Annotated in this window: 13 protein-coding genes; all 13 read right to left on the reverse strand. The window is 42.5% G+C overall.

Annotated elements, in window-relative coordinates; genetic code table 11:
• Positions 1-10 precede the first annotated feature (10 nt).
• The 13 genes from EV207_RS06455 to EV207_RS06515 all read right to left on the reverse strand — a co-directional run bounded on the left by EV207_RS06455 (position 11) and on the right by EV207_RS06515 (position 15386).
• Positions 11-781: a DUF3388 domain-containing protein gene (locus EV207_RS06455; RefSeq protein ID WP_132744851.1), complete on the reverse strand. Its 771-nt coding sequence runs from the start codon at positions 779-781 to the stop codon at positions 11-13.
• Between the two features lie 143 nt (positions 782-924).
• Positions 925-1185: a DUF3243 domain-containing protein gene (locus tag EV207_RS06460; protein ID WP_132744853.1), complete on the reverse strand. Its 261-nt coding sequence runs from the start codon at positions 1183-1185 to the stop codon at positions 925-927.
• Positions 1186-1255: 70 nt separating this feature from the next.
• Positions 1256-1984: an elongation factor P 5-aminopentanone reductase gene (gene ymfI, locus EV207_RS06465; RefSeq protein WP_132744855.1), complete on the reverse strand. Its 729-nt coding sequence runs from the start codon at positions 1982-1984 to the stop codon at positions 1256-1258.
• Positions 1985-1993: 9 nt separating this feature from the next.
• Positions 1994-3280: an EF-P 5-aminopentanol modification-associated protein YfmH gene (gene yfmH / locus EV207_RS06470; RefSeq protein ID WP_132744857.1), complete on the reverse strand. Its 1287-nt coding sequence runs from the start codon at positions 3278-3280 to the stop codon at positions 1994-1996.
• A 1-nt stretch (position 3281) separates the two neighbouring features.
• Positions 3282-4565, reverse strand: a complete 1284-nt coding sequence (yfmF, locus tag EV207_RS06475; protein WP_132744859.1) for an EF-P 5-aminopentanol modification-associated protein YfmF — start codon at positions 4563-4565, stop codon at positions 3282-3284.
• Positions 4566-4699: 134 nt separating this feature from the next.
• Positions 4700-5665, reverse strand: coding sequence for an ABC transporter permease (locus EV207_RS06480; protein ID WP_132744861.1), 966 nt, complete (start codon positions 5663-5665; stop codon positions 4700-4702).
• Between the two features lies 1 nt (position 5666).
• A complete protein-coding gene (locus EV207_RS06485) occupies positions 5667-6728 on the reverse strand; it encodes an ABC transporter permease (RefSeq protein WP_279389174.1) in 1062 nt (353 codons plus the stop codon).
• Positions 6712-8250: an ABC transporter ATP-binding protein gene (locus tag EV207_RS06490; RefSeq protein WP_132744863.1), complete on the reverse strand. Its 1539-nt coding sequence runs from the start codon at positions 8248-8250 to the stop codon at positions 6712-6714. Before EV207_RS06490 ends, EV207_RS06485 begins: the two co-directional genes overlap by 17 nt.
• An 84-nt stretch (positions 8251-8334) precedes the next feature.
• Positions 8335-9399 carry a BMP family lipoprotein gene (locus tag EV207_RS06495; protein WP_132744971.1) on the reverse strand — a complete coding sequence of 355 codons (1065 nt, stop codon included), beginning with the start codon at positions 9397-9399 and terminating at the stop codon, positions 8335-8337.
• 190 nt (positions 9400-9589) lie between these two features.
• Positions 9590-11887, reverse strand: a complete 2298-nt coding sequence (locus EV207_RS06500; protein WP_132744865.1) for a DNA translocase FtsK — start codon at positions 11885-11887, stop codon at positions 9590-9592.
• Positions 11888-12282: 395 nt separating this feature from the next.
• Positions 12283-12507: a YlzJ-like family protein gene (locus tag EV207_RS06505; protein ID WP_132744867.1), complete on the reverse strand. Its 225-nt coding sequence runs from the start codon at positions 12505-12507 to the stop codon at positions 12283-12285.
• Positions 12504-13238, reverse strand: a complete 735-nt coding sequence (locus tag EV207_RS06510; RefSeq protein WP_132744869.1) for a ClpP family protease — start codon at positions 13236-13238, stop codon at positions 12504-12506. Before EV207_RS06510 ends, EV207_RS06505 begins: the two co-directional genes overlap by 4 nt.
• Before the next feature lie 483 nt (positions 13239-13721).
• Positions 13722-15386, reverse strand: a complete 1665-nt coding sequence (locus EV207_RS06515) for a ribonuclease J (protein WP_132744871.1) — start codon at positions 15384-15386, stop codon at positions 13722-13724.
• Positions 15387-15462 lie beyond the last annotated feature (76 nt).

Genomic DNA, 15462 nt, shown 5'->3' on the forward strand with positions numbered 1-15462 from the left:
CCAATATTAATTAAAAATCAAAAGATGATAAATCGGGTTGGGTGACTTCATAGACGATTTCCTCATCATGGGTGTTTCGTAATTCAATGATGTAGTCAAAGTCCTCGAGACGGTATTCAGTGCCTTGTACAAAGACATCAGGGTGTTCAACAACCTTTGTTACCGGCATACGCATGACTCGGCGCAAGAGCTCCCAGTGGCGTTCCGATGACCGTCTAGTTGATACAATCCCATCAATAACAAAGATATGGTCATCAGAAAACTCTTCTTCAGCCAATTGGCTTCTGACCGTTTGCTTAAGAAGAGTTGAAGAAACAAACAGCCACCTTTTGTTGGCACAGACGCTAGAGGCTACTATGGATTCCGACTTGCCGACCCGAGGCATGCCGCGGATGCCAACCAGTTTGTGACCGTCTTGCTTAAAAAGCTCTGCCATGAAATCAACTAACAGTCCAAGCTCATCACGTATAAAACGAAAGGTTTTCTTATCATCGGCATCCCGCTCAATGTAACGTCCATGGCGGACAGCCAGCCTGTCACTTAGTTTGGGCTCCCGTAATTTGGTCAATGTAATGTTATCCATCGTTTTGACAATGGCTAATAACCGTTCAATCTGGGCGTCATCATCAGTTAATAAAAGCATCCCGCGTCTTTCATTGTCAACACCATTAATGGTCACAATATTTATCCCTAGCATCCCTAAAAGTGAGGCCACATCGCCCAACAATCCGGGACGGTTTCTATGTATTTCATACTCCAAATACCACTCTTTTTTATCCATAGCAAGACCCCTTCCCCTTTTTAAACATATCATTATAAATCTATAATAAATGATCTTACCTTTCAAGAAAAGACTTAACAGCCAATGGTCATGTTATATTCAATTGTTTTTAAAAAGGGAATGCCTATTGGCATTCCCCGGGTTTAACCTTGAGTTCCGTTGTTTTTAACCAGCTTTACCATCATATGGGCAATGGCGTGCTGTTCATCTTTATCGGCAACACTCCATAAATCCGACAGGATTCTTTGCTGTTCATTTTTTGGGTCGACTTTATCAGCAAGATGGCTGCCAATTTCAGTTGCGAAGTTAGAAATAGCTTCTTCGCTAATCCCTTTATCCTCCGCCTGATGTAACTTATCACCCAGAAAGTTCTTCCATGAATCCCAGTTATCTAATACAGACATTTATTTATACCTCCTTGAATTGGTCCTTCAAGGATAGGATGTCTGACATGGGAAAAAATATGCATGACATTTAGCAATGCCATGCACCATTAATCGAAACCACTTGACCATTAATATAATCTGCCTGAGGTGAAACGAGAAATCCGACTAAATCAGCCACCTCATCAGGGTGACCTAGCCGCCCCATGGGGATATCTTCTTTAATAAACTCAAGATCTTCCTCACTGAAGTCCGCCATCATCTGGGTGTCTACAGCCCCGGGAGCCACTGCATTAACCGATATACCGCTCGGGGCTACTTCTTTTGCCAGAGCCTTAATAAAGCTATTCTGGCCGCCTTTAACCATGGAATATAAAACTTCCATAGACGCACCTGTCAGTCCCCAGATCGATGATATGAAGACAATCTTGCCGCTTTGATTATTAATCATTGGCGGCAACAACTTCTGAATTAGAAGAAAAGGACTTGTTAAATGCAGTTGGACATTGTCGTCCAATTCATTTTCCGTGACTTCAGTCATCAGTGACACACTGCTCTTTCCGCTGTTATAAACGACACAGTCCAACGGATCACGAATTTGTTCAAGCAAATGGAAGACGCCGGATTTTTGGGTCAGATCTGCCTGAACAGCTTCAAAAATTTGTTTTGGATGGCGGTCCCTTAATTCACTAACCATCTTATTAATATTATCTTCCCCGGTGTTATAGTGAAGATATAGGGAATAGCCATCCGTTGCTAACCGGCGGGCGATGGCTTGACCGATGCCGCCGCTCGCTCCTGTAATAAGTGCAATATCCAATGTCATCACCTATTTTTTGATGACCGCGCACTTGGTAAACGCGTCATCATGAAAATGTTCTTGAAGGGTTTGGTTAAGCCCCTCGATTGTGAGCTCTTCAAGGGTTGGAATGAGATCAAACAAATCCATGCTGTTAAACTTATACCTTGTAAACTGATTCGCAATATATTCAGGTGAATTTAAGGCCCTGAGCATGCTGCCAATCCGTTTTTTCCTTGCCCTCTCAACAGCTTCCTCATCCAATATTCCGGTTTTGTAATCATCAATAATTTCCTTAAGACGCTGGGAAAGTTTCTCAGGATCCTCAGTGTTGCCTCCAATCGCTGAAAAACCAAACTGATACTCTTCACTATACTCAAAAGAGAAGCTTTCATCAATCAGACCTTCATCAATCAGCGCTTTATAATTTTCAGTACCCCTTCCGAACATAAGCTCCAAAAGCAGCTGGACGCTGAGTTCATGTTTCATCAAATCACTTCCCGACCGATGAATGTCCCGCTCTTTAAAACCAACCAGACACTTTGGTGTTTGTACACCCATTTTAACCGTTGATTCTTTTTTGGCAACACTCTTCGGTTCATCAGGATATTGTCTTTCAATTGGCTGTTGATCAGTATATTCCTTCTTAGACTGATTTTTCTCAACCAATGTTACAATGTCATCTGGGTCAACCGGGCCGACAATAAACAACAGCATATTGCTTGGATGATAAAAGGTCTTATAACAGTCTAATAATAACTCTTTTGTAATATGACTAATGGATTCAATTGTACCGGCAATGTCAATTTTGATCGGGTGTTGATGATACATATTCTCGATCAGGCCAAAATAAACCCGCCAATCAGGTGTATCACTGTACATTCTTATTTCCTGACCGATGATCCCTTTTTCTTTTTCCACACTTTCTTCGGTAAAAGCCGGTGTTTGAACAAAATCGATCAATGTTGACAGGTTTTCCATAACCTGTGATGTGCTCGAAAATAGATAGGCAGTTCGGGTGAAGGATGTAAAGGCGTTCGTTGATGCTCCCTGTTTCCCAAAATCCTGAAAGACATCACCGCCATCAGGCTTTTCAAACATTTTGTGCTCAAGAAAATGAGCGATTCCGTCGGGGACCTTTTTCCAGTCGCTTTGGTTCAAAGGGATAAAATGATTATCAATGGATCCGTAATTTGTTGTGAATGTTGCAAAGGTTTTGTTAAAATTCTTTTTTGGCAAAATGTAGACCTGAAGGCCATTTTTCAATTTATGATGATAAGCAGTTTCCTGAAGCTGATCAAAGACTTGTTTCTCCATGCTAGCGTCCCTCCTCACCTTGTAAAAAATAAATGGTATCTAGTGATGTTTGTTCTGCAACACGAACAATGTCATCCCTCGTTACACCGTCAATTTGCCGGAGCCAAGTTTCAACAGGATGTGTCTCTCCCGATAAAACATCTTGGTATAACAGATCAATCAAAGAAAAAGGACTGTCTAATGATTCCAAAATAGCATTTTTGAGCAATGCCTTGGTTTGGTCAATTTCATGTTCACTAAAATCACCCTTCTGTACGGCCGCAAGCTGTTCTTTAATAATATCCACCGCTTGATCATAATTTTCGAATTCAATTCCTGACATCACAATCAATAGTCCTTTATAGCTTTCATACCTTGAAGCAGCGTAATACGCAAGACTTGCTTTTTCCCTGACATTCATGAATAGCTTTGAATGAGGGAAACCGCCAAACAGACCGTTAAATACTTGTGAAGCGTGATACAGAGCATCACCAAAAATAATATTTGTTCGAAAGCCTAGATTAAGTTTACCCTGTTCAACATCCTGCTGTTCCTTCACGGTGTTAACCCTTTCAGGTACAATCGGTGAAAATCGCCTATCAGCCGCCGCAGGCGCCTGCCTCTCTTTAAAGAGTAATGAGGCTTTCACACGTTCCAAGACTTGGTTCGTTTCGAAATCGCCGACAATATAAAGGTCTAGTTGATCTTCCGCAAGCATTTTTTGGTAATAGCGGAAAAGCTCTTCGGCTGTAATTTTTTCCAATTCATCCTGATAACCATAAGTATGCAATCTGTAGCTTTCATTTGGGCACATTTCGTCGATCAGCCGTTGGTTGGCAAACCTCATTTTGTCATCTACAATACTTTCGAGCCTTTGTTTTAAAGCCCTTTTTTCTTTTTTGACCGTCTTTTCATCAAAATGGCCGGCTTCGGCATTAGGCTGAAACACAACTTCTGTCAAAAGACTGATAGCGTCATCCAAAAGGGATTCCGCACCTGAGATAAACCGCTCATTAGCCACCGTCACAAATAATGAGAGTAAATGATTATCCCCTTTTTTTGACAAAGCAGTTGACAGTGTTGCCCCATATAAGTCATCTAATCTGTGCTGCAAGGCTTGTGAAGATTGTGAAACAGCTGTTGAGCTTTTTAGAACATAAGACAATAGCGCCCGTTTTGTTATATCTTCCTTTTCCAAAGGACTCCTAAACTGAAGGAAAAGGGTCAATGTTTTAAATTTATCCGTCGGGATCATATGTACATTAAGACCGCCTAAGGTATGAATCTGTTCATTAATATACGACATTCAGATCACCTCTTTTAAATAATATGTCTTAAAAATTATTTTACCCTAATAACTTCATTGTTATCTATATTTATCAATCATTACTTAACCCCGCCCTATAAATTAGCGGGGTTATTTTAAGGATTTAAAATTGTTTACCTTTTCCCCTTAATATACGGAATGCCGCTTGCTTTAGGAGCGTCGGCACGGCCGACAAACCCTGTCAATGCCAAGATCGTTAAAACGTATGGCGCGATTAATAAATAGACATCCGGGATATCTTTCAGAAGCGGGACTTGTTCTCCTGTGATACTCAAGGATTGGGCCAAACCGAAAAATAAGGCGGCTCCCATAGCCCCGATTGGATTCCATTTTCCGAAGATCATTGCTGCGAGCGCGAGATACCCTTGGCCAGAAATGGTTGTGCCGCTAAAATTCGAGGAAATCGTGACAAGATATACAGCACCGCCGATTCCGGCGAAAGCACCGCTTAACATGACGCCGATATATCGCATTCTCGAAACATTAATTCCTAGTGTATCGGCTGCAGCCGGATGTTCGCCTACTGATCTTAACCTTAACCCAAAGGGTGTTTTATATATAATGTACCAAACAATAAACGCGATGATAATGGCAATATAGGATGTATAGGTCACATGGGAAAAAAATAACGGGCCAATAACCGGAATATCGTGCAAAAACGGAATATTTGTTTTATCAATTCGATGTTTGATATACGGTGTTTGGCCTTTCCCATTAAACATCAGTTTAACCAGGAAAACCGAAAGACCCAGAGCTAGAAAGTTAATAGCCACACCGCTGACAACCTGTTCAGCTCGGAACGTAATACTAGCCAAAGCATGCAGCAATGAAAAGACTGCCGATGCGATGGCTGCAACCAGGATAGCAAGCCACGGTGACGCCCCGCCCAGACCCCACCCTTCAAAGATGGTTGTCATAATAGCCGCGATAAAGGCACCGATGATCATGAGCCCCTCCAAACCAATATTAACAACGCCTGATCGCTCACTGAAAACACCGCCAAGAGCAGTAAAAATAAGGGGGGTAGCAGTCAAAATAGCCGTTGGAATGACAATTTCTAAAATATGCATGATATCCATATTATTTGCCCCCTTTCTTTAAGCGAACGAGCAGCCACCTAATCAAATAACTCGAAGCAACAAAAAAGATAATTAAAGCAATGATGATCTGTACGAGGTCTGTCGGAACGCCTGCGATGGATTGCATGCTGATCGACCCTATTTTCAGTCCTGCAAATAATGCCGCACCAAATATAACACCTATAGAAGTATTTAACCCTAATAAGGCAACGGCAATGCCGTCAAATCCAATGCCAATGAATGTCGAGTTAATCGTCATATACTGATATGTCCCGAGTCCTTCCATCGCACCTGCGACTCCGGCAAAAGCGCCGGAAATCGCCATGGAAAGGATAACGTTTCGATTCACATTCATTCCGGCATATTTGGAGGCATTAGGATTAAAGCCAACGGATCTCAATTCATATCCTTTGGTGGTTTTCCAAAGGATAAACCACATGATGACCGCCGCGATAAGTGCAACGATGAATCCCCAATGGAGCCGTGACCCCTGCGTCAAATCCATAAGAAACTTAGAGGACAATGACGCTGATTCAGGAACCGATGGTGTTCTTTCACCTTGTGTATAAAGGTATGTCCGAATCAAATAGTTTGTCACATGAAGAGCAATATAGTTCATCATAATCGTTGTAATAACTTCATGAACTTTAAAACGCGCTTTAAGAAAGCCCGGGACAAACCCCCAAATAGCGCCTGCTAACGCAGCGGCGATAATGGCAAGCGGCAATAGCACCGCTTTCGGCAGGTCGCCAAAGCCTATACCGACAGCAACAGCAGTAAACCAGCCGACAAGCAGCTGCCCCTCAACCCCAATATTGAACAGTCCTGTCCGAAAGGCAAAGGCAACCGCAAGTCCAGATAAAACCAATGGGATCATAGCCCTTATGGTTTCCCCGCTATAATATGGTTCAAAGAAAATAGAATGAATAATAGATTGATAAGCTAGCAACGGATTGTAGCCAGTAATCAGCATGATTATTGCACCGGCAAGAAGGCCAAGTATGACAGATATGACAGGGATCAGGAAACTGAATAGACGATTATTATTAAAAATTCTCTTCACGCTGCACCGCCGCCTTTTCCTTCTGGCCTGCCATTAACAGACCCAATTCATTTTCATTTGTTTCACTTGGTGTAACAATATCAATAATGCGGCCTTCATAAATAACCGCAATTCGGTCACTTAAATTCAAAATTTCATCCAACTCAAAAGAAACAAGCAAGACAGCCTTCCCTTGCTTACGTTCTTCAATCAGTTTGTTATGAATAAATTCAATCGCGCCGACATCCAGTCCCCGCGTCGGCTGTGCAGCTATTAGCAGATCAGGGCTGCGATCAATTTCTCTGGCAATGATCGCTTTTTGCTGGTTGCCTCCAGATAAAGCTCTGGCTGGGGTATAAGCATCGGGGGTTCGGACGTCATATTCTTTAATGAGACTTTTTGCCTTTTGATAAATGTTGTTATAATGCAGATACCCTGCCGTCGCTTGCGGCTTCTGATAATACGTTTGCAATACAATATTTTCACCGACGGAAAAATCAAGGACCAATCCATGTTTGTGGCGATCTTCAGGGATATGCCCGACGCCTTTCTCAGTGATTTTTCTTGGACTTAAATTTGTGATTTCCTTTTGATTTAATGTGATCGATCCCTTTTTAACCTTTCTTAACCCGGAGATGGCTTCAATCAGCTCAGTTTGACCATTGCCATCGACACCGGCAATCCCCAGGATCTCGCCGCCTTTAACTGTCAAATTCAACTGATCGACGACCGGGACTTTTCGCGAATCAACGACCGTCAAATTGTCAACAATCAATACATCACCATTTGGCTTGTATGGCTCATCATTCACTTTTGTATTAACTTGACGGCCCACCATCATACTGGCAAGTTGATCAGGATTGGTATCCTTTACCTCCACAGTGCCGATCCCTTTTCCGCGGCGAATGACTGTACAGCGGTCACAGATTTCCATAATTTCTTTTAATTTATGGGTAATCAGGATGATTGATTTGCCTTCTTTAACAAGCAGTTTCATAATTTTAGTGAGCTCTTTGACTTCAAGAGGAGTTAGAACCGCGGTTGGCTCATCAAAAATAAGAATGTCTGCTCCTCTATATAATGTCTTTAAAATTTCTACCCGCTGCTGCATGCCGACAGAGATATCCTCAATTTTTTTATTAGGTTTAACATCCAGCCCGTATTGTTCGGAAAGTTTCATAACTTGCTTTCCGGCATGCTTTAAATCCAGTTTTCCGCCCAGAGTCGGTTCACTGCCCAATATAATATTCTCGGTGACGGTAAATTTGTCAATTAACATAAAGTGCTGATGAACCATGCCAATGCCGAGGCTATTAGCAATATTAGGGTCAGTGATATTCACTTTCTTTCCTTTAACGCGGATGTCACCTTTTTCGGGTTGGTAAAGACCAAACAACACATTCATAAGTGTTGATTTGCCTGCTCCATTTTCACCCAAAAGAGCATGGATCTCACCTTTGTTAACCTGCAAAGTGATATCGTCGTTGGCAACAATTCCGGGAAACTCTTTCCGGATGTTCCGCATCTCAATCACATAAGACATTTTTCTCGACTCCCATCTATTTAAGGCCTTTATCCAAATAATGGACAAAGGTCGGGAGCGACCCTTGTCCATTCCTCATCAATACTATTTAAGCGAAGAAAGATAAGCATCATATTCTTTATCTGTCTTCGGTGCTTTAATCTCTCCGTTAATAATCTTGTTTTTATATTCTTCAACTTTCTTAAGCTCGTCAGCTGAAACATGCTCCATATGGTCTTTGTTAGTTGTAATTCCCACGCCATTATCTTTCAAACCAAACTCAAGCACTTTTCCACCTGGGAATTTGCCTTGCTGAGTTTCCTTAGAAACCTCAGTGACAGCATTGTCAACACGTTTAACCATTGAGGTCAAAGTCACATCTTCAGGAAGACCTTGTTCGTATTGGTCACGGTCAACTCCGATGACCCAAACATTTTCACCATTTTTCTTGCGTGTCTTAGCTTCAGTAAAGACGCCGTTACCAGTCGCGCCGGCAGAATGATAAATGATGTCTGCCCCTTTGCCATACATCGTAGCTGCAATAGCTTGCCCTTTATCAGGCGCATTGAAATCGCCAGCATATTGAACAAAAATTTTGGCGTCCGGGTTAACGGTTTTCACACCCGCCTTGAATCCGCTTTCAAATTTCTTGATCAGTTCAGATTTAATCCCGCCAATAAAGCCAATTTTTTTGGATTTTGTCGTCATTCCGGCAACTACCCCCACCAAAAATGAGCCTTGCTGTTCCTTAAAGGTAATGCTTGCAACGTTTTTCATTGGCTTTTTGTTATCATCCGTAACAACGCTGTCAACAATAGCAAGCTGTGCATCAGGATTTTGCTCAGCGGCTTTTTTAACATCGCTCTCCATCAGGTAACCGATCCCGTATACAAGATCATAGTTCTGGTGAATCAACTGATTAAGGTTTGGTGCATAATCGGCTTGTGATGTTGACTGGAGGTATTTAACATCCTTGCCAACCTTCATATCATTTTTCTTGCCAAAAGCCTTTAACCCTTCCCACGCTGACTGGTTAAATGACTTATCATCCACACCGCCGGTATCCGTAACCATGGCAACTGTGAAATTGTCATCCTTGCCGTCCTTGTTGCCTGAATTTCCGGAATCCTTGGAACCACAGGCAGAAAGCAGCATGCCAACAACAAGCATAACAGCTACTAGTGCTGCATATTTCTTTTTGAACACCCAAATGTCCTCCCTTTTTCCCCTTTAATATTGTAAAAGAACTGTAATACAATCTAACTATAACTTAATTCCATTGAAAAATGAATATCAAATGTTATAAAAATGCTAAAATTCGACATAATAATACACAAACCCGCCAATCGGCGGGTTTGTGTTATTGTGAGGAAACATCATCTTCAATTTTTGCCACTAAAACTTCTCTAGGTTTACTGCCTTCATACGGCCCTACGATCCCATGTGCTTCCATCGCATCAATTAGCCGGGCAGCACGGGTATAGCCAATTCGAAACCGTCTTTGCAGCATGGACACTGAAGCGGTTTGCATGTCAGTGACGAGCTGTACGGCATCATCATACAAATCGTCATCCACCTTTTCTACTGTCCCCTCGGGCTCATCGCTTGGGATCATATTTTCCTGATACTGTGCTTTTTGTTGGCTGATAGCAAAATCAACGATTTTTTCAACCTCATCATCCGTCAGGAAGGCCCCTTGTATACGCGTTGGTTTTGAGGCACCGATCGGCAAGAAGAGCATGTCACCCTTACCCAAAAGCTTTTCAGCCCCGCCGGAGTCGAGAATCGTTCTGGAATCCGTCTGTGATGAGACGCTAAATGCGATTCGGGAAGGAATATTTGCCTTAATGACGCCTGTGATGACGTCTACCGAAGGCCTTTGGGTCGCGATAATCAAATGAATCCCCGCAGCACGGGCCATTTGGGCCAGTCTTGTGATGGCATCCTCCACATCCTTTGATGCCACCATCATCAGATCAGCGAGCTCATCAATAATGACAACGATATACGGCATCAGCGGCTGCTGATCGCCATTCTCTTCATTATGACGGCGTATATAATTATTATACCCTTCCAAATTCCGTGTGCCGCTGTCAGAAAACAGTTCATAACGCCGTTCCATCTCGCCGACTACTTTCTTTAACGCTTGTGACGCTTTTTTGGGATCCGTTACAACTGGTGTCAGGAGATGGGGCACCCCATTGTACACATTCAATTCAACCATTTTAGGGTCTACCATTAACAACTTAACCTCATGAGGTTTGGTCCGCATTAAAACGCTTGTAATAATCCCATTAATACAAACACTTTTCCCGCTTCCTGTCGCTCCAGCGACAAGCAGATGGGGCATTTTGCTTAAATCAGCCAAGACAGGTTCACCCGATATATCACGGCCGAGTCCAATGGCGAGTCTTGACCCCTGTTTCTTTGCGTTATCGGACTCAAGAACTTCGCGAAGACTTACCATTGCGACATCTTGGTTAGGAACCTCAATTCCCACGGCAGATTTACCTGGAATCGGCGCTTCGATCCGAATTTCTTTTGCAGCCAAGGCCAAGGCCAAGTCATCATTAAGGCTGACGATGCGGCTGACCTTCACACCAACATCAGGGTAGACCTCGTATCTTGTAACGGCTGGCCCCAAATGAACCTTCTTTACTTTTGCCCTGACCCCAAAGCTTTCAAACGTCTTTTCTAATTTACGGACATTGTCAGCAATGTGTTTGCGTTCATGATGCTGTGTGTTTGCTTTAGGGCGGTCCAGGAGGTTAACGGGCGGCAGTTTATACGCTGTATTTTCAACCTCTGCCATAGTAAAGGCAGGCACCTTGGTTTCATCTTCCTGTTCTTTTTCTTGCGGTTGTACAGGCTGTTGTTCATTTATTTTTGGTTCAGCCTCTTGAACGGATTGATGCTCACTGAAATCATGGATGATCGGTTCAGGATCTGACTCAGCCTGTTCATCCGTCTCTTTATCCCGGCTTTTATCACTTCGCTTGTCCTGCTTTTCCTTCCGTTTTTCCTTCATTTGCTCGATTTGATCCTTTTGCTTGGCAACGGCTGCTTGACCCGCCTTTTTCATCCGGCCAAGAAGTTTCTTAGCTGTGTCACGCAAAGATTTCCCTGTAATTAGGATGATAGCAACAAGAATTAGAAAAAATGACATAAACATCGTTCCGGTAGTATCAAACAAGGCATGGAAAAAGGCAAAACCGATTGCGCCAATCATGCCGCCGCCAAGCTGATCCCCCGCAATGTTTCCAGACAGCTGCCCTTTATAAAGATCCCAAGTGTTAAGAATGACTGATTTATTCCGCCACTTGCTATAAGCAGTCAGTGCACTAAAAAGCTTGATATGGCTTAGCAGCAACAAAGAAAATGTTAAAAGATAAATTCCCGTTAATCTTCTAGTAAAAAAATGGGGCTGCTGCTGTTTCCAAATGTAGTAGATTGATAGAATCAATGTCCCAATAAAGAGCAGCATGTACCAATTCCCTAAAAATAAACGGGCAGCTTCGACAAAGACGTTTCCCACCGGGCCTAGTTTGGCGATGGCGATGCATGTTAAAGCAAATATTAATAGACCTGATATCTCATAAATAATCGTATCTTTCCAACCTTTATTTTTTTGGCTTTTTCTCTTTTTTTTCTTAGCCACAATATACACCCCAAAACGATAGAATAGATAACAAGCAGCTTGGCTGCTTGTCATCTCCTTTGTTTATTTAACCTTATATTTAATGTACAGTAAAGTGTGGATTACAGTAAAGGCTTCAACAAAAGACAATAAAGCAATAACTTCAATTAGTTCTTATGAAGATATTGTAACACCTAATAAAATGAAAGAGTACATGCCTAAGAGTACATGCCCAACAATTTGGCGTCCCGCTTTGGTCTTTCCGTCTTAGGAGGTATTCGCGTCTCAATGAGCGTTGACTGCGTCCGACACTGCGTCTTGGATGGGATATTGCGTATGGCCCGGGTTTACTAATCAGATTAAGGACAGTGATTTGTTTAAATCACTGTCCATTTTTATCTTGGGAAATGTATTTTTTAAAGTAAGGGCTTCATTGTAACCATTTCGCCGGGCTGATAGCGCTGGTCAAGAAAGTGATTGGGATCTGAGCTGATCAACTGAAGGATTTTATAGTCGTCACCTTCCGTCTCCTCAACGATCAGCTTGACTCCGTTCATCTCCAATGTTTTTTGCTTCTTTTTTGCTTGGTCTTCTTCCTCATCAAAAATAACGTCGTGAGGATAAATCGTATAAAGGATCATTGGACCACCTGCTCATCTGGCTGCTTTCCCTTGTTTTCATCAATCAAGTTTTGCAATTTTCCAAGGGCATGACCCAAACCTCCGACCTCGTCAATAAGCCCATATTCTACGGCATCCGTTCCAACGACATTCGTTCCGATATCTCTCGTTAAATTGCCTTGGCTGTACATCAATTCTCTAAATTTATCCTCGGTTATATTAGAATGTGAAACAACAAACTGTGTAACCCTGTCCTGCATTTTATCCAAGTACTCGAATGTCTGCGGCACACCGATAACAAGTCCGTTCATTCGGACCGGATGGATGGTCATTGTCGCGCTCTCGGCTATAAAGGAGTAATCCGAAGCCACAGCAATTGGAACACCGATGGAGTGACCGCCGCCCATAACCAAAGTTACGGCCGGCTTGGAAATCGTCGAAATCATTTCAGCGATCGCGAGTCCCGCCTCGACATCACCGCCAACAGTATTAAGAATAACCATTAATCCCTCAATTTGATCATTTTGCTCGATCGCAACAAGCTGGGGAATCAGGTGTTCATATTTTGTCGTTTTATTTTTTGGCGGCAATGCCAGATGTCCCTCGATTTGACCAACGATCGTCAAGCAATGAATATTCGACTGTGCCTCTGGAGCCTGGGTTTGACCGAGCTTTTGAATTTGATTAAGTATAGCATTTTGTTCTTGTGCCTGCTCTTGCTCTTGTCCTCTTTCCGGTTGTTCTTCAGGCATGCTCACATCTCTCCTTTTCCTCATACTAAAGGTAGTATTTGATGGAGAAGATGCTTTTATGCCTAAAGCCTATGTTTCGTTTAATACCCAAATGTCGCCGTTTCTTCCGTTAATCTCTTTGAACGATCTCAACACCGTCTTTTTATCAATCTCGGGCGTTCATCACCGGCTGAAGACCATTTCTCCCTTTAATTTTACTGATTTTGGATTTTTGGTTTAATCCGATTGGAATTATAGTGGCAGGCACTCAATAAATATGGAATCCATGGCGAAGCAACAACGGTAGCTTGCTTTATTTAATACAACAATAGTTTTATTAAATCGAACGAACTACAATTGCGGCATAAATAGAGCCCTTATATCTTACCACGGTCTAATCCGCGCTCCTTGACAATATTACCAAACATTGCCCCACAAGCCGATATTTTGTATTTCCCCAAAAAGCAAAAACAACACTGCTGTCGCGAGTGTTGTTTTCTGGTTTTATATTTCCATGATAATTGGCAGTATCATTGGACGGCGTTTGGTTTTGTCGTACAGGTACTTGCCCAAAGAGTCTCTTATCCCATTTTTCAATGATGACCATTCAGAGACATTTTTGGTCAGTGCTTGCGATAAGACTTCTGCAACGATGTTATTCGCATCTTCAATCAATTTCTCCGATTCGCGGACATAGACAAATCCCCGTGTAATGATTTCAGGTCCAGACAGAATCTTCTTGGACTGTCTGCCCAGCGTCACAACGACGACGAGAGTGCCGTCCTGGGATAATAGCCGGCGGTCACGCAAAACAATATTTCCGACATCACCGACACCTAGGCCGTCAACCAAAAGCTGACCTGCCGGGACTTTCTCGATTTGCCTTGCCTGTCCTTTTGTAAATTCAACAACATCACCTTTATCCAAAAGGAAAATATGATGAAGCGGAATACCATTTGAAACGGCCAAGTCTTGATGAGCCTTTAACATTCTAAATTCACCGCGAATTGGTACGAGATACTTTGGCCTAATTAATTCCAGCATAAGCTTAAGTTCTTCTTGGGAAGCATGGCCAGATGTATGGACCCGGTCCCCGTAAATAACTTTAACTCCAATTCTCATCAATGAATCAATAGCCTTTGTTACGCTTTTCTCATTACCTGGTGTTGACGATGATGCAAAAATAAATAAATCGTTTTCTGTTAGCGATAACCGTTTGTGTGAATGACTAGCAATGCGAGTTAGGGGTGAAATCGGGTCGCCTTCAATACCTGATGTTAAGATGGCTATTTGATGATCTTTAAGTTTATTTATCCTGTCTAAATTGACTAATGTCCCTTTAGGTATGTCAAGATAACCGAGTTTAGTGGCCATGCCCACGATTCGTTCCAAATAACGCCCGTCGATGGCAATCTTCCGGTTATTTTGCACAGCTGCCTGAACCACTTGTTGTATTCTGTGAATATTCGTGGCATACAGTGATGTGATGACACGGCCTTTGGCAAAGTAAAAAATATCGTCCAAATTTTCGCCGACCACTGCATCAGACCGTGTTTTACCTGGGACTTCAGCGTTTTTGCTGTCGGATAAAAGGCATAAAACACCTCTGTCACCGATTCGGGAAATTTTACTGATATCGGGCTTTTGGCCGTCCACTGGTGTATAGTCAAATTTAAAATCCCCGGTATGTACAACTGCTCCTTGAGAAGTGTAAATAGCAAATCCTACAGAATCAGGAACGCTGTGATTCGTTCTGAAGAAGGCAATCGTACGACCAGCAATCCTTAAATCTTTGCCGGGTTCGATCGTGTTTAGTTTAGCCCTTTTCAGAGCATTAACATCCTTTAACTTTTCTTCAAGCAGAGCGATCGTCAGTTTTGTTCCGTAAACCGGTGCTTTCAAATCCTTAAGTAAATACGGCAAGCCGCCGATATGAGCCTGATGTCCATGAGTTAATAAAATAGCCTTAATACGGTCCTTATTTTCCACTAAATATGCCGCATCGGGAATCACGGTATCAACACCAAGCATATCATCGTTAGGGTGCATTAAACCCGCATCGATAATAAAAATATCTTTATTCACTTCAATGACTGTCATATTATTGCCAACTTCACCAACGCCGCCCATTGCATAAATCTTTACCTCGTCATCCTTATGCTTTGACAATGGGCATTCCTCCTATTAAGTTAAACAGCCATCTGGTTCACCCGTACTAATCATTTCTTTTATTATAACCGATTCC

The organism is Scopulibacillus darangshiensis, from assembly GCF_004341035.1.
GTDB lineage: Bacteria > Bacillota > Bacilli > Bacillales > Sporolactobacillaceae > Scopulibacillus > Scopulibacillus darangshiensis.